The organism is Bacillus salacetis, from assembly GCF_003581585.1.
Classification (GTDB): domain Bacteria; phylum Bacillota; class Bacilli; order Bacillales; family Bacillaceae_B; genus Rossellomorea; species Rossellomorea salacetis.
Map to the genome: position 1 here is coordinate 37559 of NZ_QXIR01000032.1, position 20089 is coordinate 57647.

Genomic DNA, 20089 nt, shown 5'->3' on the forward strand with positions numbered 1-20089 from the left:
TCTCACCTACCCTTGCTGTGATTGAAGGATTTTCTTCTGGTCTTTATATTGAATGTCATAAATGCGTTGATAAGGTCCGTTATTTTTGAGCAGGAAGTCATGAACCCCGCGCTCTACAATCTTTCCATTTTCGAGTACAAGTATTTCATCTGCATGTTTCAAAGAAGATATACGATGGGCAATGATAAAGGTTGTTCGATCTGCCATGACTTCTTTGAAGCCTTTTTGGATTTTGAACTCTGTTTCCATATCCACAGCACTTGTTGCATCATCAAGAATGAGGATGCTCGGATCCGTGCAGATTGCACGGGCGATGGCAATACGCTGTTTCTGTCCACCGGAAAGGCCGAGACCCCTTTCCCCCAGTTTGGTATCGTACCCGTCTTCAAGCTCTTCAATGAAGTCATGAGCCTGTGCTCTTTTTGCAGCATCAATGATTTCTTCCATTGTGGCATCAGGCCTGCCATAAGAAATATTCGTTTTGATTGTTGAAGAAAACAAGAAGGATTCCTGCAGAACAAATCCGATATTTTTTCTCAATGATTTAATGGCATAATCCTGAACTGGTTTTCCATCAATCAGCACTTCTCCGCTGCTTGGTTCATAGAATCGCGTAATGAGGTTCGTTATGCTCGTTTTCCCTGAACCCGTCCCGCCTATCAGGCCGATGACTTTTCCAGGTTCCGCCTTGAACGTAATACCTTCAAGTGCCGCTTCATCGTCCTCTGTATACTTTAAAGTGACATTCTTGAATTCGACATCGCCTTTCATCCTGTCAACTTTGACAGCGTCCTCTTTCTCTGTGATATCTTCCTCCGCTTCGAGAATTTCAAGCAGCCGTTCACCGGATGCCTTTGATTGTGAAAATTGGTTGATGGTGAATCCGAGGTTCATGATCGGCCAGATGATGTACCAAAGCAAGCTGTAGAATGCCACAAGCTCTCCAGGCGATAAGCTGTTGTCCATGACAAGGTAGCCTCCATATGACAGAAGCAGGACTACGCTGACATTCCCAAGGAACTCCATCAGCGGGAAGTACTTCGCCCACACATCGGACGTCAATAGATACTTATCTTTATAATCGGCATTCGATGTATTGAATTTATTGATTTGAAAGTCTTCCCTTGATAATGATTTCACTGTGTTGATTCCGCTGATATTTTCCTGGACATTTGTGTTCAGCTTCCCGAAAGACTTTCTGATTCCCCTGAAAGCCGGATGTACAGCTTTATCAAATTTATAAACAGATACAGCCAGGAACGGCAAAGTCGAAAGAGTAACAAATGTCAGGGAAGGAGAATAGTAGAACATGACCCCGAAGCTGATTGTCACCAGCAGGAAAAAACGGATCAATTCAGAAATCCCGAAAGACAGGAAAAATCTGAATGCTTCCACATCCGCTGTCAGCCTCGACATTAAATCTCCTGTTTTCGCGTTATCATAATAACGGAAAGGAAGGTATTGAAGTTTCTCGTACAGTTCATTGCGCAGTCTGTACACACTCGTGATCCCAAACATATCTCCATTATATTGATGAATGAAAGTGGCTACACCCTTTACAGCCATGATTAAAATGAAGCCGAACGCCAGATACGGCACCCAGCCGAACTCTCTCTGCAAGATGACATCATCAATGGTTTTCTGCAAAATGACCGGATAGACCACTGTAATTCCTGTTACTGCAATAAGGAAAATAATTGAAGTAATAAAGAATTTTTTGTAAGGCCAGTAAAATTGTTTCAGTTTTTTAAATGTCTCCATTTATATCCCCCTCTCTTTGGTGCGAAAAATTCACGTACTATTAAATATATCGGGTTTCGAAATATATTTCCACCTTTTTATTTGAATTTTTTACTTTTTTGAGAATCCTTTTGCAATTCGGATAACACGTTATATATTTTATATATTAATAAATAAAAACAATCAGTCTTTTGACGGACCCTTCATCAATAATAAGTCTAGGCCAATCAACAGACCATGCCTGAATAAAGCATCGTCCTTTTTGACAATACTTATGAAGTTATGTTTATACTTATAAGGTCTTTTTTGCTGATACATAGAAAAAATAGAAAGGATGACAATAAGTGAAGTTTATATTAGGGATGAATGGCTTTACAGAAAGAATCACTGACTTCGACTGGACCGGCCTGCTGATTACGATAGGAATTTCCGTGCTGCAGATTATTGCTATTTACATTGCTTTCTTAATAGTGAGAGGGTTTGGAAACAAAATACTTGAAAGGGCGTTCAGCCGCTATGGCGAAAAAAACAGCATTTCTGCCGGAAGAGCCCAGACATTGGAAAGCCTTGCAAAAAACATATTCTCATATGTTTTGATCTTCATTTTCTTTGTGACCATTCTGCAAATATTCGGTATAGAGGTTACAGCCATCCTAGCAGGAGCCGGTATCATCGGACTTGCTGTCGGTTTCGGAGCCCAAGGTTTGGTGAGTGACGTAGTGACAGGGTTTTTCATTCTTTTGGAAAAACAAGTCGATGTAGGTGATTTTGTAACAACCGGAAGTTTCTCTGGAATTGTCGAAGCTGTAGGATTAAGGACTACTCAGATCAGAAGCTTTGATGGTACATTGAACTTTGTTCCCAACAGGGAAATCACCAGCTTGAGCAACCACTCCAGAGGAAATATGAGAGCATTGGTCGATATCGGCATCTCCTATGATGATGATATTGATAAGGCAATCGCTGTACTCCAGCAGGTGTGTGACAAAGCGGCTGCAGAGAATGAAAACATCGTAGATGGCCCGAATGTGATCGGGGTACAATCCCTTGGTGCTTCGGATGTAGTCATCCGCATCATCGGCAAGACCAGGAATATGGAACAGTGGGGAGTTGAACGCAAACTGCGTAAAGCCATTAAGGAAGCATTGGACCAAAATGGCATTGAAATCCCTTATCCGCATCAAGTCTTTATAGAAAAGAAAGATCAATAGAATAAGCTGTTGTTCCCATACAAATAGCTGCAACAAAAAGAGAGCCTAAAAAACACCGCTTGGAATTCCCAGCGGTGTTTTTTCTTTTCAGAGGGTTTTAATATAGTCCGTTACAGTTGAAATAGCAAAATCGATTGCCTTTTCGTCAGGGTTCAGCTTGGCATGGTGAAGGCCGTGATCGGAATCAACCCCAAGCCAGAACATAAAGCCCGGGATTTCTTCAAGCATATAACCAAAATCTTCCCCTGTCATTGCTTCATCACAAATCACAAGGTTTACATCTTGCTTATCCTTAAGGTATCTGATGAACCTCCTGGTTGCTTCTTCATCGTTGTAGACCTGATGGTACATACTTCCGTAATCGACCACCGCTTCACAGCCATACCCTATTTCTATACCTTTAACGAGCGATTCGATTCTTTCCTTCACTCTTACCATTGATTCTTGGGACAGTGTTCTGATCGTCCCTTCCAGCCTTGCCGTTTCGGCAATAATATTCTGGACGGTCCCTCCGGAAATTTTACCGACTGTCACCACTGCACTATCCAATGGGTCAACATTCCTTGCCACTACTGTTTGCAGCTGTGTAACCAGCATAGCTGACGCCACCACCATATCCCTGGTGTTGTGAGGATATGCGGCGTGTCCTCCCTTTCCTATCAGATCTATGAAAAGCTCGGAAGTATTGGCAAACAGCAAACCTTCTTTAATCGCAATCGTACCCGCTTCATATTCAGGAGCGACATGGAGACCTATGATGAAGTCAGGCTTCCATTGTTTCATGATTGCACTTTCAAGCATAGGCTTTGCGCCGCCCGGGCCCTCTTCCGCCGGTTGAAAAATAATGAGAAGATCATCCTCAATTGGATTCTCAACGAAGTGTGTAAGAATTCCCAAAGCTATGCTCATATGGAGATCGTGGCCACAGGCATGCATTCTGCCTTCATGCTCAGACCTGAATGGCAGTCCCGTATTCTCCTCGATCGGCAGTCCATCGATATCTGTCCGGTAGCCGATTACCTTTCCGGGATTGGTCCCTTTCACCTTTACAAATATACCCGTTTTCCATTTTTTAACTTCCAGCCTCTCCTGTGGAAGTTTCATTATATAAGTAAGAAGATAGTTTTGTGTCTTATACTCCTGGAAGCCCAGCTCAGGAATTCTATGAAGGTCTCTCCTGATCTCTATATACTTACTCGTTGACTGCATTCCTTATTGCTCCTTTCTGCAAGGTAACACCCTATATTGAAAAAGGACTGAGACCTGCCTGGCCATCAATCCTTTTTCCACTGGTGCTATTACAGTTGTCTAAGTTCTTGTTTGATTTCTGTCTTGGACTTTGTTTTTTCATCAATCTCTTTGATGACTTTTGCAGGTGTTCCTGCGACTACAGTATAAGGAGGTACATCTTCGACTACAATCGCGCCTGCAGCAACAACTGCTCCTTTTCCGACTGTCACTCCCTCAAGTACCACAGCGTTGGCACCAACCACCACTTCGTCTTCAACCACAACGGGTTTAGCGGATGGAGGCTCGATAACTCCTGCAAGAACAGCCCCCGCTCCGATATGGCAGTTCTTTCCTACAGTGGCACGCCCGCCAAGTACGACATTCATATCAATCATCGTCCCTTCACCGATGACAGATCCGATGTTGATTGATGCACCCATCATGATGACGGCATTATCACCGATTTCCACTTGATCGCGGATTATCGCACCAGGTTCAATACGTGCTTTTATGCCTTTCGTATCAAGCAATGGAATTGCCGAATTACGCCTGTCATTTTCCACTACGAAATCTTCTATATTATCTTTGTTGACCTCAAGTGCCTGGGAAATTTCAGCCCATTCACCGAATACGACTCCGGATTCGCCATTTATGAAGCTTTTTGCATTTCCGCCAAAATCGATACCGGAGAGGTTTCCTTTTACATAAACCTTTACCGGAGTAGATTTCGTACTATTTTGAATAAAAGAGATAATCTCATTTGCATCCATTTGTTTCATTTGTTTAACCCCCTGAAAAATATGTATATATTCAGAAATCTAGTTAATACTTTAACAAATTAAAGGACAAAAGACAAGAATCCGCTACAAAATTGAAGTGCTGTTTTCTTCAAGGAATTCCTCTACAATCTCTACAAAGGCTTTTACCTGTTTCAATTGAAATGCAGAATCATATCCCAGCAGCCAGGTATCACGATGAATCGATCCTTTCTTTTCATCCATCAACGGAATTTTATAAAGGTTTTCCTCTACACTATTCAGTGTAATCGCAGGAAGGATTGCATAGCCAATACCATTGAATGTCATTTGTTTGCAAGTCTCGATTTGATCCACGACAATTGTCCTTTTGGGAACCGATTGAAACTGCCGGTGCCACCAGTCCTGAATTTCCTGATAATAGTTTGAATCACTCTTGAATTGAATGAATGGGCGGTCTGTCTTGAGGACTTCTTCGACATTCTGTATTTCTCTGTCCACTAAGTACAGGCGGTCCGTGAACAAATGGTATTTAGGGCCCTTCCAGTCAGCTGTTCCCCTGATGATCCCGATATGCACTTCATCTTCATATAGCGCCTCAAGAATTTCGCTGCTCCAGCCGGTAATCAATGATATCTTTGCGTGTGGATAAGTGTCCACGAACTTTTTCAACACCTGAGGAAGCCAATTCTGCCCTACTATTGAAGCACAGGCAATCTTAAGTGTCCCATGGACTTTAGACTGCATTGCTTGGATTTCTTCCTTCACTTTTTCTTCTTTCTGCAGCATTTCCTGAGAAAGCTTCACAACAAGCTCCCCCGCTGGAGTAAGAGATAACCCTTTCTGTGATCGAATGAACAGTTTGGTCCCCCATTCCTTTTCAATATTCTGAAGCCGCTGCGATAATGCGGGCTGGGACACAAACAGTCTTTCTGCGGCCTTTCGCATATTCATTTCCTGAGCAAGGACAGACATTAATTGATACTCTGAAAAAGCCATGACTTCTTACACATCCTTTCAATAAGTTTTTCTTATGGTATATATTCATTTTAATCTAATTTCATTATGACTTCAATTGCCATAAACTCTTGATGAGAGGCATTATGCAAGCTAAAAATAGGCATCGGGGTGATAGACGTGTTTTTTATACTTTTGATAACCGGTTTCTTTACATCAATGATTGGTACCATTGCCGGAAGCGGAGGACTCATCGGGATGCCAGTCATGCTGCTGGCAGGCCTTCCAGTACACTCAGCTATTGCTACAAGTAAATTCTCAAACACTTTGAGTTCCTTTTCCAGTTTTTTTTATCTATTAAGGAAAAGAAAGGTACATTGGCAGGAAGCATTGTCGATTCTGCCCTTCGCCTTTGGAGGAGGATTAGCAGGAGGACTTACAGCAGGTCTTCTTACCAAGACTGCAATGGAGATTATCGCAGTGTGTTTATTGATTGCAGCATTTTTTATTGGTTTCCTAAAAAAACCTGAAAGCACTAATGAACATCAATCTGCAAGCATGAAAAGAACTGGCCCTTTCTTGGCTGCCATCGGATTTTATGACGGGATGTTCGGTCCCGGTCAGGCAACGCTGTTGATGCATACGTTCATTAATAAAGGGGTTTCCTATATCAGGGCAATTGCTTTCACGAGGTTTCAAACGTTTGTTTCTTGTTCGGCTGCTTTTCTGGCATACCTTTTCAATGGCCATTTCATTTGGCAGGCAGGCATTGCGTTTTGTCTTGGGAGCATTGCAGGGGCACAAACAGCAGTAAGATTTGCTGACAAGGTTCCATTAAGGACGGCAAGGGCCATTTTGAATACAATGACCCTTATCCTCATCATTCAGATACTGCATACATTGATCATGTAAAGAATCCGCCTTTGATGGAGGATTCTTTACGTTTTTCTTGGAAGGAACAAGATTAATGCAAGGCTGAGAACAGCGAAAAAGAGGACTCCTGAATATACCCAATGAAGGGAAAATGTCAGGCCGGATTGAAGGGTTTCCCTTAATGGTGCACTCAGTGCCGACCTCTTCTCTTCATTGAGCAGCATATTGACAACATCAATTTCCGCTTTGGCATTATCTTTATTCTCCAAATACTGTTTTATTGAACTATTGAGGATGCCCCCAAGCAGCGCAGCCCCCAAAGTGCTGCCAAGGTTTCTCATGAACATATTTGCCGCGGTGGCAATCCCTCTCTGCTTCCACTCAACAGTACTCTGAATGGAAACGATGAACGATGTCGATGTCAGTCCCATCCCGGCACCAACGAAGAATGAACCTGCAGCAGCCCAAACAGGACCTGAATCAGCTCCCATGGTAACAAAAAAGACGCTTCCGATGATCAAAGATATCCCACCGATAAGAGATGTTTTATAATAACCTATCTTTAATAGCAATCTTCCAGCAATCGTTGCTGCAATAGGCCAGCCTATTGACATGGTAGTCAGTGTGAACCCTGCAACTGTTGGACTTCTCTCCATTACACCCTGAACAAACGCAGGAAGAAAACTCGAGATGCCAATCAGCATCACACCAGTGGTCAACGAAACGATATTCGCTATGAATATTGACCGTTCCTTCCAGATACCAAAAGGCATCATAGGTTCGGGAGCTTTTCTTTCCTGAAAAACAAACAGGGCAAAGAAAACGACAGCCGCTGCCATTAAACCAAGTGCCAAAGGAGAATTCCAAGGGATATGGACCCCTCCCTCCACTAAGATGAACATTAGGGTTGAAATGGAGATGGTAAGCAAAACAGCCCCGGGAAAATCAATCTTATGCTTCTCCTTCTTTACGTCTTCATGAAGGAATATCCAAAGGCCTGCGATGGATAATACACCGAGTGGGATATTGATCCAAAAAACATAGTGCCAGCTTACATATTCAACAAGAATACCTCCGATAGCCGGGCCGCTGATTGCCGATATCCCCCAGACTGATGACAGATATCCCTGTATTTTGGCCCTCTCTTCTTTGGTATAGATATCCCCAACAATCGTAGTTGCAATTGGCAGGACTGCGCCTGCACCAAATCCCTGGATCAGCCTGAATATTATCAATTGCTCCATAGAATCCGAAAACCCGCAAAGAATGGAACCGGCCATGAATACAATTATTCCAAATATAATGATCGGTTTTCTCCCAAAAAGATCTGAAAGTTTTCCATATATCAAGACCGTTACAGCATTCATTAGTAAATAAGCAGAAAACACCCAGCTGTATAATGAGAACCCTCCAAGATCCCCAACGATGGCGGGCATGGCTGTCGATACAATGGTCGCCTCGATAGCACCCATGAACATGGCCAGCATCACTGAAGCCAGCACGTACGCCCGCTTTGTCCTTTTCGGAGCTTGTCCAATCTGGCCGGCATCTGAATTTTTCATTTCGATTCTCCTCTTCAGATTATTTTACGCATTAAGAAACAAAAGCTCCCTTCAAGGGAGCCATTAAATCATTCAGCACTATGTAAATTTTGATTAAGTTGTTTAAGTATGACTCTTCTGGTCATGATCCCTTCGAAAAGTCCTTCATCGTCCACTACACATAAAAATGGATGATCGATCAAAAGCTTCAGGGCTTTCTTGAATTGGGTCTGAAGGGAAATTGTCGGGAATCCGGTATCCATGACTTCCTCGACCTTCTTTTTATCCAATTGATCAAATTCAATCTGCTCAAGCCCCAGGATTGAATCAGTAATCATGCTGGAACTGATCAATCCCTGCAGGCGAAACTGTGGATCCAGCACAGGGATGGATGAATATCCGCTTTTCGTTAAGACAAGGAGCGCATGCTCCAAAGTATTGGCTCTTTGCACATGTGCTACCTTTTCTGACGGGATGATAAAGTCTGCAATATTTGCTTCTAAAAAAGCCTTGCTATGTAAAGAAAACATTTTAAAACCCCTCACTCTAGAAAATAAAAGCCGTCCAGGACAGCTTAAATAATAATTGAGACCGACTATATTGTAACACACTTTCATCTAAGTAGTGGGAATATAGAAACCGCTTACCTTTTTTGTCCTATCAAAGATTGTAAGCAGGATCTGGTTTACAGGAGGCTGATTTTTCTAATAAGGTATGCCGATGATACCCCTTCATTTCCAAGTGAATCCTGTAACAGGGATAGAGAAATTATTGCTGAAGCATATTCAAGAGAGTAAATAAAAGGTTGTTTTCGCATATATTGTTGCTTTCGGAAAAATCCCAGGTGCCGAATTTTTCCCCTGTATATAAAGGGTTAACTCCCGAAAAAGAACGAGCAGCTCTTTTCTTTCCTTCTCACCGGGGGATTTTACGACGATATACCAGGATATTAGTTGAAATCTATATTGAATAGCAACAAAGTTTACAAAAAGAGCCAAATAAAAAGAGAAAGCAATTACATTGAAGTAATCACTTTCTCTTTTGCCTTTATATGGCTTGTCCTCCAATAGGCGGACAGACCTGGTTACTGTGAATTTTCTTTTTCTTCCTGAAGGAGTTCAAAGATTTCAATTGCCGTAATATCAATATCGTCAAACGGATATTTGTTGGCTTTCTTATCATCAGTGTATACTTCTAATTCAAATGTATCTGTATTAGAAAAATACTTAACCTGACATAATTTCTTTCCATTCACTTCAAAAAATCGCTGTTGAGTTTCACCTGTATCTGTACCATCCTGCAATGATTTTAAACGCTGAATGATCCCCAGAAGCTGAGACATTGACCGTCTCTCCTTTCATCACTTCATTCTTTCTTATCTTTCGCATTATGCTGTTTTTCTATCCTTTCAGATGAGACGAATACCTGTATTCATCTAAAGGAATTTAGCTGAAAACACATTCAACTCTATCACACCTTTAACCATAACACCACCACTTTCCCTTCTCAAGCAAAAAACAGAATTTTTTGGTTTTTATTTCATGTGGTATATAATGAATATTATTAATTACAGTGGAAGGCATCAGGAAAGCCAGGATGTATCCTGCCTTTCAGATAAAGGAGGCTAGCGGATGATTTTCAATCGTGCTGACAGAATATCCATAATTGATTTATTCGATATGAACGTCCCCTGCAGAACTGGGGCATATGTCATAAAAGAAGACGATCTCACCATTGTTGACACTTCGGCCAGCCCGTCCGTCCCTCATCTTTTAAAAGGACTGGAAGACCTGGACATTTCTTTGGAGCAGATAAAGAATATTGTCGTTACACATATTCACCTTGACCATGCAGGAGGAGCAGGCCTGCTTTTGGAAAAGTGCCCGAATGCTGCAATAATAGTACACGAGAAAGGGGCAGGGCACCTGGTCAATCCGGAGCGGCTTGAAGCAGGCGCCAGACAGGTGTATGGCAAGGATTTCGACAGGCTGTTCCACCCCATCGTCCCCGTCCCTCAAAACAGGATCATCATTAAGAAACATAATGCAAAGTTACAAATTGGAGCTGATTCCACTTTAACCTTTTACGATACACCAGGACATTCCCGGCACCACTTCAGTATCTATGACGAGAGGTCCAAAGGTGTCTTCTCAGGTGACACGGCAGGGGTCAATTACGGTTACACACTGGGTGGCCAATCGTTATATCTGCCTTCCACTTCACCAAATCAGTTCGACCCGGAAGCAATGATTCAGTCCCTTGACTTATTAGGCAGTTTATCCTTGGAAAGAATTTATTTTGGTCATTTCGGCATCTCCGAAGAGCCTGCAAAAGTTTTGACAGATGTAAGCAAATGGATCAAAATATTCATGGATACTGCTCTCGAGGTATCAAGGCAATGTGAACCCGAAAGCCAGCTCCCCGCACTGACCAGCTCATTAAAAAAAGCAGTGCTGCAATCAAATACACTGTTGAATGAAAATGAAGAATTTCTCCAGCTGCTGGATTTGGATATGAGAGTTTCGGCAATGGGATTGATCGATTATATGACGAGGAACAGAGCAAAAAAGGAAGTGTAAAAATGAAGGAACAAAGCATCATCGTATATTCTCAGCCTGGCTGCCCCCCATGTTCGTTTGTGAAGGAACTGCTGAGCAGCCAATCTTTATCTTTTATTGAGAAAGATATAAAGAAGGACCCTGCTGCCAGAAAAGAACTAATTGAGAAATATAAAGCCATGTCAACGCCTGTGGTACTTATCGGAGACCAGGTTTTATACAGCAGTGATATTGGAAAATTACTGGAAGTTATAGAATCAAGCAAAAAAAAAGACACCTATTAGTGTCAAAAATTTATATCAGATTTAAATCCACTTGTTCATTATCAAGAAAGTATCCGCTGAATATATGATACTGTTTATTCATATATTGAGCTGAAAGCGGAGCTGTCTTTTTCTCATCCGTCTCGGATTTCATATCCGAGACAGATGACGTATCCTCCACATTCAATTCATTCTTGAGCTCTTCAGGCATAGTATATAAAATATCCTCAATCTTCAAAACACCATCTACATTTGTTAATTTTACACCTTGATAGCCATCCTCAAAATATACTGGCCCTTCCTCGTACCTGAAGTATTCAATAAGAAATACTGAATCTCCCTTTTTGACTGCCTTGGTTTCGTCACTGTAAGAAAAGTTTGGAATGTAGAATGGCGCAAAATCAGATCCAAATGTTTGAAACCCTTCTTCCGTTTCGATGACATTTTCAAGAACAAATTTTTCTTTAAACTGGTCAGTAAAATGAGAATCTAAAATAGCATTAATCTCTTCCATTGTCCTGGGCTTTTCGCTCAAAGAAACCTGTTTATCAAATGCTGTCTGTACTCTGTCGAGCAATGACCCCTTGTCCAAGGCGCCAGCCGGTTGCATGTTTAGTACAAAAAAGACAGCTGCAATCATTAATACGGTTACCTTCTTCATCTTAGTCTTCATTCGAGTCTTCTCCCCTTTTTGGATTTCTTTTCCATTGTAGCAATCCTTGCTTGTCGATAGTATGTAAACCGTTCGTATTTAACCAACAAAAGCAGACATAATCATTTATTATTTTCATTAAATCTGTTCCCTTATATGGTTATTTGTAAAACATAAAATGATCAAAAGAATAAATTACCATTTTAAAAAGTCAAGCATTAACCCAATGTCATATTTTGACCTCCTGCAATACCGTGTTTCTGCTCTGCTGTTGGCAGCAAGAGATAATAGGGAAATACTTTTATACTATTTGCTGCATCATTCTGCCATAGACGGAATTCCTGAGGAACAACATAAAAAGGACGGAACCATTTTGATTCCGTCCTCGATCCAGATCATACTATTTTGAATTTCTTATCCAATACTATTGGACCTTCTTTATGACGCATATAAATCAATTGCTTTATAAATGATGAATAATATAACAAGGACGGCCGCGATTAAGTAGGTAAGGAAAATCGGATTCCTGGAATATGGGTGATCCTGCACCTTTTCTGGTATTTCAGTGTCCAACTCATTCTTCAAAGCTTTTTGCTGCCGTGCCACTTTGAAGGTATAAAGCAATGACGCTGCCAATACACCAGCGGCAATCAATAAAAGGATTAAAACAAAGCTGCTCATTACAACACCCCTTAAAGCTTTTAAGGTTAAGTTGCCCGATACAGATATTCCTATTCCTTCCTTAGTACAGAATCCCGTCCTGTTCGTACAGGAATTCATAGGATAAATCCATGAATAAATATTGATTTCCCCCCATTGGGTAGGAAAATGTCCTGATGGTCTCTCCTGTTTCGATATCACTGTATGAATCGGATAAAAGCCCTGAATTCTTATTCTGCATCCTTATGATATTCTCCAGGAAGTAGGGACGCCAGCTCCAGTTCTTCCCTTTAAAATCCGGAAATACTTCCCATTGATACTTTTTCCTGACAAGGTTATCCGTCAACTGGAACCCATTTTCGTCACAGATATACAGCCGGAAAAATTTTTCTTCTACATTCTTTGCAAGGCTGATAAGCAGGCTGTCTAAACTATCTGAGTGCTTCCTTAAATCATTTATCTGCTCATTGATTTCCCTTTGAAGCTGTTGTGTAAGAGTATACACCGCTTTTAAATGTCTTTTTTCATGTTCTATATAATTCCGGCATTTGGTCTTTAATTTTTCCTTGAGAATGTCTCTCCCCAAAAAATCACGTGAAGGCTTATGAAGATAGAATCCTTGATAATATCTTCCGCCATTTTTCCATGCAAAGTGAAGCTGGTAATCCACTTCAATATTTTCGAATAGGAGGGTGGAGCCAATTTTCCTCGCCAGCATTGAAAGGCTGTATAAAATGTTGTGGAAGGTTGTATTTCCTGCTTCTATACGCAGATGCTGCAGATCCACCTTTAAAATGTCAGGACTGACCTTAGCCAGCCTTTCCCATTGATCACTGTCACCGCCTATGTTATCGATGGCAATCTTGATGCCATAGGTCTTATAGTATTGGATAAGATGAAATAATTGTTCAAAGTCACCTTTAAAGTGCTTTTCAGAAATTTCGAGGACGACCTGATTCATCTTTAATCCTTTTTCACAGAAACGCAATAATAATTCAAGCAATGACTCTCCTTCGTCCATCATCAGAAGGTTTGCATCCCTATTGATAAAAAACCATGCAGTAATATTATGGTCCAGGGACATTTCTAGTGCTTTTGACAATATGTAATTGTCTACTTCAAGACGGAATTCATCTGGTATTTCCTCGTCCAGAAAGAATGGCCCCAAACTGATAACCCCGTTTTCACCCTCGTACCTTCCCAGTATTTCATAACCCATGATTGTATGTTCATCGGCGCTGAACACAGGTTGAAAATAAGGAAAAGCCCGTTCTACATTCGACATGATTTCCAATGGATCCATAATAACCACTTCCCAATGATTAAATATTACCTGAGTATATCATATCCCTGCGTAAATTAGAGGTGAATTTTCTGTAAAAGAAACAAAAAAAATCAGCCTGAGATTCCAGGCCGGAAAGGAGAATCCTTTTATTAAAAGGCTGTTTTCGCATATATAAGTGCTTTCGGGGTTTTACTTTCTAAAAAGAAATAGCAGCTCTTTTCTTTCCTGCTTAACGGGGTTTTAACGGCTATTAACCAGGATGTTAATTGAAATTTATATTAAATAGCAACAATGTCTACGAAAAGATTCTATTAAAACGGAAAACGATTCAGCCATTGGCCGCCGTCCATCGTTATGCACTCACCGTTGATATAGGCAGCTTGTTCTGATGCCAGGAAGCCGGCAAGGCCTGCAATTTCTTCAGGTGTACCCAGCCGTTTCAAGGGCACACTGTCGATTGTTCTTGTGGCAGCCTCTTCCGATTCCCACAGTTTCTCCGCTCCTCCTGTCCTTTCTATCGGTCCTGGAGCGATTGCATTTGTCCTGATGCCATATTTATGGCCCCATTCAACAGCTAATGTTCTTGTGAGTGACAGGACCCCAGCTTTCGCTGCTGCTGAATGGGCAACACCTGCACCGGCGTTCCACGCATATGTAGCCACCATGTTAATGATATTCCCTTTGGTTCCTGTCTTTATCCAGTGATTCACAGCTGCATGGGAACAAAAAAAAGTGCCATTCAATACAATATCTATAACCGACTTCCAGCCATTTGGAGAAAGTTTTTCGGCTGGGACAATGAAATTTCCTGCCGCATTATTGATTAAAGTGTCCACGCCTCCGAATTTCTCTGCTGTGAATGCAATCATTCTTTCTGCATGTTCCGGTTCACGCACATCCATTTGAAATATGTCCAGGTTCCCAGGAAGTGATGAAAACTCATCTTTCACCCCCTTCAGCCGTTCAAGATCTCGTCCAGTTACAACCACATTCCATTCTTTTCCTAAAAAATATTCAGCCATGTACTTTCCCATACCATTTGATCCACCAGTTACAATCACAGTTTTCAACTATTTCGCCTCCATTAAATGAATGAATAATCACTCATTATCTTTATGTCAGAATTATATAACAATTAACCAATAAAGAAAACACTTCTCTCAAAAAAAAGCCGATCGTGAACTGAATCACGGCCGGCTAGTTTATCTATATTCAACTTGAACTTTTCACGAACTAACTATGCTTCAATGCCATTTAAAGATGAGATATTCCCTCCTTGTTCAGGAAGAGAATCAACCGGCAGGGGCAAAAAGTAAACACTCTGCAATCAGGATTGATCTTGATTATTAACAAGCATCTGATGCAGCTGGGCCAATGTCCGGATGATGGTCTTTTTGCGATTATATCCTTTTGAATTGACTGTCAGGTCATTTAATTGTACAACTACTTGTCCCCAAGATCCCAATGGCTTAAAACCGTAAACGAAAACCTTGACTTCTCCTTGATCCGTTGGCAGGATGATCATTTCCATATGTCCATGTTTCGTCATAAAACATACTCCTTTGCTGTTAAACTCTGGGCAAGCAATGCTATGTACCATTACAATAAAAGTAAATTATTCCACTGCACTTTGTCAACCTATAGATTTCCAGACTGACAGTTAAGCATAGTACATGTTTAGAGTATGGAATTCTAATTTTCAAGTATCAAATGTTCATTGGCTTCTTTCTTGAGTTCCATCTGGCTGTTAATCGGCGGTTCTCCTTCCTGCCTTTTCACATAATGGTAGTTACCTTTGGAATCCTGCTTTCTTGCTTTCATATTGTCCTTCAATGTAAGATCAAGAATATCCAAAAGTCGTTTTTTGATGCTTCCTTTGTATATAGGAAACAGGATTTCAACCCGCTTCACCATATTTCTTGTCATCATATCAGCAGAAGACAGATACAGCTTCCCTTCTCCGTTATGATGAAAATAATAAATACGGCTGTTCTCCAAAAACCTTCCTACAATGCTGATCACCCGGATATTTTCACTGACACCCTTGATGCCTGGTCTGAGACAGCAAATCCCCCGGATGATAAGGTCGATTTTCACCCCTGCCGAGGATGCTTCATACATCTTCTTGATCAACTCCTTATCTGTCAAGGAGTTCATTTTAGCAATGATCCTTCCATTCCCGTAAACCTCATGTGATACAATTTCCTGATCAATCAACTTAATGAACTCATCCCTTATATCAAAAGGTGCAACGACCAAATGATGGAACTCCGGCTTTTCTGTATATCCGCTAAGGTAATTAAAGAAATTGGTTGCATCAATGCCAAACTTCCTCTTAGATGTTATGATTCCCATATCAGTATACAGCTTGGCAGTCTGGTCATTATAGTTTCCGGTTCCCAAATGTACGAAACGATCAATCCTGCCGTGTGTTTTTCTTACGACAAGAGTGATTTTGCTATGCGTTTTCAAGTTATTCATTCCATAAATGACATGGCAGCCTGCCTTTTCCAGTTCCTTTGCCCACTGGACGTTATTTTCTTCATCAAATCGTGCCTTCAGCTCAACAAGGACAGTTACCTGCTTACCATTTTCAGCTGCCCTCTTCAACGCTTCAATGACAGGGGAATCACCACTAACCCTGTATAATGTCTGTTTGATGGCCAGAACTTGCGGATCGTCCGCAGCAACGGAAACAAAGTCGACAATCGGCTCGAAGGATTCATAAGGATGATGAAAAAACAGATCCTCATGAAAAGCTTTTTCAAAAAGATCTTCATCCGATTGGAGATCCCGTGGAGGCTGAGGTATGAATACTTCAAACGCTAAGTTTTCCCGCTTCTTTTTTATATGGCTGATAAAACCAAATAAAAAGGTAAGGTCAAGCGGACCTTCTACTTTATAAACATCTTTGGCATGGATTTCAAGCTCTCTGAGGAGGTAATCAAGAACCTTTTCATTCATTCTCCCCTCTTGGACCTCCAAGCGGACAGCCGCTCCCCATTTTCTCTTCTTCAATTCCTTTTCAATCTCCAGGAGCAGATCCCTTGCACCTTCCTCATGTATGGTCATATCAGCATTCCTTGTAATTCGAAAAGCGCTGGCTGAACTGACATTATATCCTTTAAAGACTTTATCGATAAAATGGATGATGACATTTTCAAGGAGTATGAACATCTCTTTCCCTTCCCTGCAAGGCACGGGAATCACTCTGTCCAATACAGAAGGGACTTGAACAAGTGCTACTTTCTCTTTATCTTCATCTTCAACAGGATCTGGATTATCCATGATCACAACCAAATTCAGGCTTTTATTCAAGAGCATGGGGAATGGACGATACGCATCGACAGCCATTGGTGTCAACACTGGGAAAATCTGCTCCTCAAAAAAGATTTCCAGAAAGGTGTGCTGCTCCTCATTCAAATCTTTTACATCCAGCAGATGAATATTCTCTTTATTCAATTGAGGAATAATCATCTTATTGAACGTGTCATCCTGAAGTGCGACAAGTTCATGATTTTTGATGGAAATTTCCTCTAATTGCTGTATTGGCGTCAACCCTGCTTTGTTTTCGGGTTTGTTATAGTTTGCTTTCACCTGATCCTTCAGCCCCGCTACTCTGACCATGAAAAATTCATCAAGATTGGAACTGAAAATAGCCAGGAACTTCATCCGTTCAAGAAGAGGGTTTTGATAATCAAATGCTTCTTCCAATACTCTTTCATTGAAAGCAAGCCAGCTCAGCTCCCTGTTATTGTAATATTCATGGAAATCAAATTTCTCGGTTCTCATGTTACTCCTCCCTCCCTCTTTTGTGGACTCCTATATCTTCTCAATCCTATCAAAACCAAACCCATTCACTGTTTAGCCAAAGTAATTTTTTTGTAAATCAATCTATTCTAGAAAAATTAATATCCAGGTCTGTTTTGATTGCTTTTTCCAAATGACGTTTTTGTTTTTCTGTCTGGTACTGTTCGGCAAGGAAATCCCCTTTGCAATACACAGAAATATCAAGACGGTCTGCATTCCTCTCAATATCGATGCTTTGGACAATATTTCTTTTTGTTGCATTCAAACTATACGCCAATTTCAGTAAAGCACCCATTTCCCTCGCCTTTTGCATTTCCTCTTTTGTAAACCAGCCCAGAAAAGGCAGCATATACTGCTTCAAAGCCGTTTTGTTCTTGAATGATGAAATGCAGGCCAGCATTACTCTTTCTTTATGGAAGAAGCCATTGACCGGCCGGTTCGCCAAAATATAAAATGTATGCTGGCTGCTTGAATCGGAATCAATGTACTCACCAAGATAGTATAAGGCTGCACTGTATTGGAGCATTTTGAAATCTTCATGTGTAAGATCCAAATATCCTAAGTCGGAAAGACTGCCTGTCAATGTTGAAGCCAGGAATTTCATTTGTTTTGAGTGAAGGTCATTAATATCGAATTCATGGCATAGCTCTTCCAGACTCCTCCTAATAACAGAATCCCTGGACATTTCCACCCCGCTTTCTTCATTTGCCATTTCGATGACCAGCCCATCCCTTAAACCTTTTCGGCTGATCATGAAATAGCAAGCGTCTGTATAGCTGAACAACTGATTAAATACCTCTGCCGCAGGGAGGATGATATCCGCCCTGTCCTTTGACAGACCTTCAACCTTTTCAATCTCTTTATAGCTAAGTGGAAATAACTGCTCCAGTATTGATGATATGGCTGTTCCTGAAAGAACATACTGGTGGACGCCTGAGAGTTCATAATCTTTTTGCTGCTGGTCTATCTGGGCAATGTTCCTTGCACTCCCCCCGACACCAATTATTGGTACCCTCCTGTTCTTCAGCCAAGGCAGCCTGGAGAATTCACTCAAGAGGAAGTCTGTCAGGGTGCTCCTTTCTTCTTCTGTAATTGAATCACCCTGAATGAATCTTTGTTTCAGGGAAACCACCCCAAATGGATAACTGTGGGAATGTATCAGTTTTCTATTTTCAAAATAAGTTATTTCCGTACTTCCCCCTCCGATATCTATTGTCAAAGCTGTATCTGCAGGAGTGGTTGATATAACTGCCAGGAAACCATAATATGCCTCCTGTTCTTCAGATAATATTTCGATGTCCATACCGGTTTCCTTCTTGATTATAGTCAGCACTTCCTCCTTGTTTTCTGCCTGCCTTATAGTTGCCGTCGCAACACATCTGACATTTGGAATTTCATGAAAATCGAGGACTTCCATAAAGCCTTTCAAGATATTCATTAGTTTATCAATACCTTCTGCAGCCAGTTTCATGTCCCCGTCAAGGAATGTCCTCAGCCGGGCCACAGCCTTGACGTTTTCAATCTCTTTATAACGTCCTTTTTTGTAATGCTCATAAATGACAAGCCTTATAGTATTAGATCCTATATCGATTATTGCACTCTTATTAGACATTATTATCATCCTAATCAAAGTAATGGGTTAATCATCTTCCTTGGGTAGAGCTATTGTAAGCCAAGACCTTCCTTTATTATATTTACCTGCTTTATGGAGAATTTAATCTTAAAGTTTTTGTGGAATCGTGATAAGGTTAAATTAATGGTTACGCGGGAATAGCAATGTAATTTAGGAACTTTCCAAACCTAGAAAAAAAAGGTATAATAGAATCAAAGATATTCCGATAATAAGGAAGGAGTTAAAAATTTGAGAAATTCTCAAGATTCAGCCCCTCAAACTGCTACAATTAAAAACCTCTCTCAAGCTGTTTTCACGGTGAACCGCCACGCCAAAACGGCTACCAATCCAAAATATTTATATTCGTTGAAAAAACAAGCACTTCAAAAGATGATAAAAGAAGGAAAAGCTACAAAAGTCGGCTTGCATTTTTCCAACAATCCGCGCTTCAGCCAACAGCAGTCTGATGTCTTGGTTGATTGCGGAATGTATACTTTTCATATTCCTCCCGGCAGGGACGACTTTGAAAAGCTCCCGCATCTCGGCTCGCTCGATCAATCCGTAAGAAACCCGAAATGCAGAATGGGCCTTAATGAAGCCAAATTGATACTTGAGAAATATACGGGAATGAAAGAAAAGAAGGAACCTTCCCATCGGTCATATGGACGTAATTACCAAAAGCCTGTATTTAAAAAACTGGGGGACAGTTTTTAGACCTCGTTATTTTCGATTCGAAAGCTTTACTGTAATTTTCCAGTGTTCAGGAAAATTACAGTCTTTATGAAAGTCTCTTGACGTAAACATTGTTGCTATTCAATATTAAGCTGCTCCTTCTTTTTCGAGAGTAAGACCTTTGAATACAGCGGAAAAATCCAGCACCTGGGATTTTTCCGAAAGCAACAATATATGCAAAGACAGCCTTATGAAAACATCCTTAAAATA

Annotated in this window: 20 protein-coding genes; 6 read left to right on the forward strand and 14 right to left on the reverse strand. The window is 41.0% G+C overall.

The genetic code is table 11. The features are described 5' to 3' along the window. Window positions 1-6: 6 nt before the first annotated feature. The gene (locus D3H55_RS18845; protein ID WP_119548851.1) at window positions 7-1761 is read right to left on the reverse strand and encodes an ABC transporter ATP-binding protein; all 1755 of its coding nucleotides are present in this window, start codon (window positions 1759-1761) and stop codon (window positions 7-9) included. A 341-nt stretch (window positions 1762-2102) separates the two neighbouring features. Between D3H55_RS18845 and D3H55_RS18850 the strand changes: the two genes are divergently transcribed. Then, the gene (locus D3H55_RS18850; protein ID WP_119548869.1) at window positions 2103-2951 is read left to right on the forward strand and encodes a mechanosensitive ion channel family protein; all 849 of its coding nucleotides are present in this window, start codon (window positions 2103-2105) and stop codon (window positions 2949-2951) included. Window positions 2952-3038: 87 nt separating this feature from the next. On the opposite strand, the gene D3H55_RS18855 is transcribed toward D3H55_RS18850, so the two are convergent. The 3 genes from D3H55_RS18855 to ccpC form a co-directional block, all read right to left on the reverse strand. Beyond that, entirely contained in the window at window positions 3039-4160 is a 1122-nt protein-coding gene (locus D3H55_RS18855; protein ID WP_119548852.1) for an N-acetyldiaminopimelate deacetylase, read from the reverse strand. An 89-nt stretch (window positions 4161-4249) separates the two neighbouring features. Next, entirely contained in the window at window positions 4250-4960 is a 711-nt protein-coding gene (dapD, locus tag D3H55_RS18860; RefSeq protein WP_119548853.1) for a 2,3,4,5-tetrahydropyridine-2,6-dicarboxylate N-acetyltransferase, read from the reverse strand. An 84-nt stretch (window positions 4961-5044) separates the two neighbouring features. Then, window positions 5045-5935: a transcriptional regulator CcpC gene (ccpC, locus tag D3H55_RS18865; protein WP_119548854.1), complete on the reverse strand. Its 891-nt coding sequence runs from the start codon at window positions 5933-5935 to the stop codon at window positions 5045-5047. A 138-nt stretch (window positions 5936-6073) separates the two neighbouring features. On the opposite strand from ccpC, the gene D3H55_RS18870 reads away from it, so the two are divergent. Further along, a complete protein-coding gene (locus D3H55_RS18870) occupies window positions 6074-6805 on the forward strand; it encodes a sulfite exporter TauE/SafE family protein (protein WP_119548855.1) in 732 nt (243 codons plus the stop codon). Between the two features lie 26 nt (window positions 6806-6831). Here D3H55_RS18870 and D3H55_RS18875 read toward each other — a convergent pair whose 3' ends face one another. The 3 genes from D3H55_RS18875 to D3H55_RS18890 all read right to left on the reverse strand — a co-directional run bounded on the left by D3H55_RS18875 (window position 6832) and on the right by D3H55_RS18890 (window position 9649). Then, a complete protein-coding gene (locus D3H55_RS18875; protein ID WP_119548856.1) occupies window positions 6832-8328 on the reverse strand; it encodes an MDR family MFS transporter in 1497 nt (498 codons plus the stop codon). 68 nt (window positions 8329-8396) lie between these two features. Beyond that, entirely contained in the window at window positions 8397-8837 is a 441-nt protein-coding gene (gene cbpB / locus D3H55_RS18880; protein WP_119548857.1) for a cyclic-di-AMP-binding protein CbpB, read from the reverse strand. 554 nt (window positions 8838-9391) lie between these two features. Next, window positions 9392-9649 (reverse strand): YkuJ family protein, encoded by a 258-nt coding sequence (locus tag D3H55_RS18890; RefSeq protein ID WP_006836370.1) that lies wholly within the window; start codon window positions 9647-9649, stop codon window positions 9392-9394. Between the two features lie 289 nt (window positions 9650-9938). Here D3H55_RS18890 and D3H55_RS18895 point away from each other — a divergent pair, with 289 nt between their 5' ends. Next, window positions 9939-10886, forward strand: a complete 948-nt coding sequence (locus D3H55_RS18895; RefSeq protein ID WP_119548859.1) for an MBL fold metallo-hydrolase — start codon at window positions 9939-9941, stop codon at window positions 10884-10886. Between the two features lie 2 nt (window positions 10887-10888). Next, window positions 10889-11149, forward strand: a complete 261-nt coding sequence (locus D3H55_RS18900; protein WP_119548860.1) for a glutaredoxin family protein — start codon at window positions 10889-10891, stop codon at window positions 11147-11149. 10 nt (window positions 11150-11159) lie between these two features. Here the strand turns inward: D3H55_RS18900 and D3H55_RS18905 are convergent, their stop codons facing one another. Next, the gene (locus tag D3H55_RS18905) at window positions 11160-11801 is read right to left on the reverse strand and encodes a DUF3993 domain-containing protein (RefSeq protein WP_119548861.1); all 642 of its coding nucleotides are present in this window, start codon (window positions 11799-11801) and stop codon (window positions 11160-11162) included. A 205-nt stretch (window positions 11802-12006) separates the two neighbouring features. Here D3H55_RS18905 and D3H55_RS24500 point away from each other — a divergent pair, with 205 nt between their 5' ends. Continuing rightward, window positions 12007-12189 carry a hypothetical protein gene (locus D3H55_RS24500; RefSeq protein WP_119548862.1) on the forward strand — a complete coding sequence of 61 codons (183 nt, stop codon included), beginning with the start codon at window positions 12007-12009 and terminating at the stop codon, window positions 12187-12189. A 29-nt stretch (window positions 12190-12218) separates the two neighbouring features. On the opposite strand, the gene D3H55_RS18915 is transcribed toward D3H55_RS24500, so the two are convergent. The 6 genes from D3H55_RS18915 to D3H55_RS18940 all read right to left on the reverse strand — a co-directional run bounded on the left by D3H55_RS18915 (window position 12219) and on the right by D3H55_RS18940 (window position 19147). Further along, window positions 12219-12461, reverse strand: a complete 243-nt coding sequence (locus D3H55_RS18915) for a hypothetical protein (RefSeq protein ID WP_168413173.1) — start codon at window positions 12459-12461, stop codon at window positions 12219-12221. Between the two features lie 61 nt (window positions 12462-12522). After that, the gene (locus D3H55_RS18920; RefSeq protein WP_119548863.1) at window positions 12523-13743 is read right to left on the reverse strand and encodes an EAL domain-containing protein; all 1221 of its coding nucleotides are present in this window, start codon (window positions 13741-13743) and stop codon (window positions 12523-12525) included. A 293-nt stretch (window positions 13744-14036) separates the two neighbouring features. Next, on the reverse strand, window positions 14037-14795 hold the full coding sequence (gene fadH / locus D3H55_RS18925) for a 2,4-dienoyl-CoA reductase (RefSeq protein WP_119548864.1): 759 nt from the start codon (window positions 14793-14795) through the stop codon (window positions 14037-14039). Between the two features lie 257 nt (window positions 14796-15052). Next, entirely contained in the window at window positions 15053-15274 is a 222-nt protein-coding gene (locus D3H55_RS18930; protein ID WP_119548865.1) for a hypothetical protein, read from the reverse strand. A gap of 143 nt (window positions 15275-15417) precedes the next feature. Next, window positions 15418-17517: an RNA degradosome polyphosphate kinase gene (locus tag D3H55_RS18935; protein WP_119548866.1), complete on the reverse strand. Its 2100-nt coding sequence runs from the start codon at window positions 17515-17517 to the stop codon at window positions 15418-15420. Window positions 17518-17614: 97 nt separating this feature from the next. Further along, window positions 17615-19147 (reverse strand): Ppx/GppA phosphatase family protein, encoded by a 1533-nt coding sequence (locus D3H55_RS18940; RefSeq protein ID WP_119548867.1) that lies wholly within the window; start codon window positions 19145-19147, stop codon window positions 17615-17617. Between the two features lie 249 nt (window positions 19148-19396). Here D3H55_RS18940 and D3H55_RS18945 point away from each other — a divergent pair, with 249 nt between their 5' ends. Further along, entirely contained in the window at window positions 19397-19861 is a 465-nt protein-coding gene (locus D3H55_RS18945; RefSeq protein ID WP_119548868.1) for a YkyB family protein, read from the forward strand. The last annotated feature ends 228 nt before the right edge of the window (window positions 19862-20089 follow it).

What these genes read in the sequence shown, in the direction of transcription:
- D3H55_RS18875 (WP_119548856.1), bottom strand. Translation starts at nt 8,328, where the DNA reads ATGAAAAATTCAGATGCCGGCCAGATTGGACAAGCTCCGAAAAGGACA.
- D3H55_RS18905 (WP_119548861.1), bottom strand. Translation starts at nt 11,801, where the DNA reads ATGAAGACTAAGATGAAGAAGGTAACCGTATTAATGATTGCAGCTGTC.
- D3H55_RS18930 (WP_119548865.1), bottom strand. Translation starts at nt 15,274, where the DNA reads ATGACGAAACATGGACATATGGAAATGATCATCCTGCCAACGGATCAA.
- D3H55_RS18850 (WP_119548869.1), top strand. Translation starts at nt 2,103, where the DNA reads ATGAATGGCTTTACAGAAAGAATCACTGACTTCGACTGGACCGGCCTG.
- cbpB (WP_119548857.1), bottom strand. Translation starts at nt 8,837, where the DNA reads ATGTTTTCTTTACATAGCAAGGCTTTTTTAGAAGCAAATATTGCAGAC.
- dapD (WP_119548853.1), bottom strand. Translation starts at nt 4,960, where the DNA reads ATGAAACAAATGGATGCAAATGAGATTATCTCTTTTATTCAAAATAGT.
- D3H55_RS18845 (WP_119548851.1), bottom strand. Translation starts at nt 1,761, where the DNA reads ATGGAGACATTTAAAAAACTGAAACAATTTTACTGGCCTTACAAAAAA.
- D3H55_RS18900 (WP_119548860.1), top strand. Translation starts at nt 10,889, where the DNA reads ATGAAGGAACAAAGCATCATCGTATATTCTCAGCCTGGCTGCCCCCCA.
- D3H55_RS18915 (WP_168413173.1), bottom strand. Translation starts at nt 12,461, where the DNA reads ATGAGCAGCTTTGTTTTAATCCTTTTATTGATTGCCGCTGGTGTATTG.
- D3H55_RS18935 (WP_119548866.1), bottom strand. Translation starts at nt 17,517, where the DNA reads ATGAGAACCGAGAAATTTGATTTCCATGAATATTACAATAACAGGGAG.
- D3H55_RS18855 (WP_119548852.1), bottom strand. Translation starts at nt 4,160, where the DNA reads ATGCAGTCAACGAGTAAGTATATAGAGATCAGGAGAGACCTTCATAGA.
- ccpC (WP_119548854.1), bottom strand. Translation starts at nt 5,935, where the DNA reads ATGGCTTTTTCAGAGTATCAATTAATGTCTGTCCTTGCTCAGGAAATG.
- D3H55_RS18920 (WP_119548863.1), bottom strand. Translation starts at nt 13,743, where the DNA reads ATGGATCCATTGGAAATCATGTCGAATGTAGAACGGGCTTTTCCTTAT.
- D3H55_RS18895 (WP_119548859.1), top strand. Translation starts at nt 9,939, where the DNA reads ATGATTTTCAATCGTGCTGACAGAATATCCATAATTGATTTATTCGAT.
- D3H55_RS18890 (WP_006836370.1), bottom strand. Translation starts at nt 9,649, where the DNA reads ATGTCTCAGCTTCTGGGGATCATTCAGCGTTTAAAATCATTGCAGGAT.
- D3H55_RS18940 (WP_119548867.1), bottom strand. Translation starts at nt 19,147, where the DNA reads ATGTCTAATAAGAGTGCAATAATCGATATAGGATCTAATACTATAAGG.
- D3H55_RS24500 (WP_119548862.1), top strand. Translation starts at nt 12,007, where the DNA reads ATGTCATATTTTGACCTCCTGCAATACCGTGTTTCTGCTCTGCTGTTG.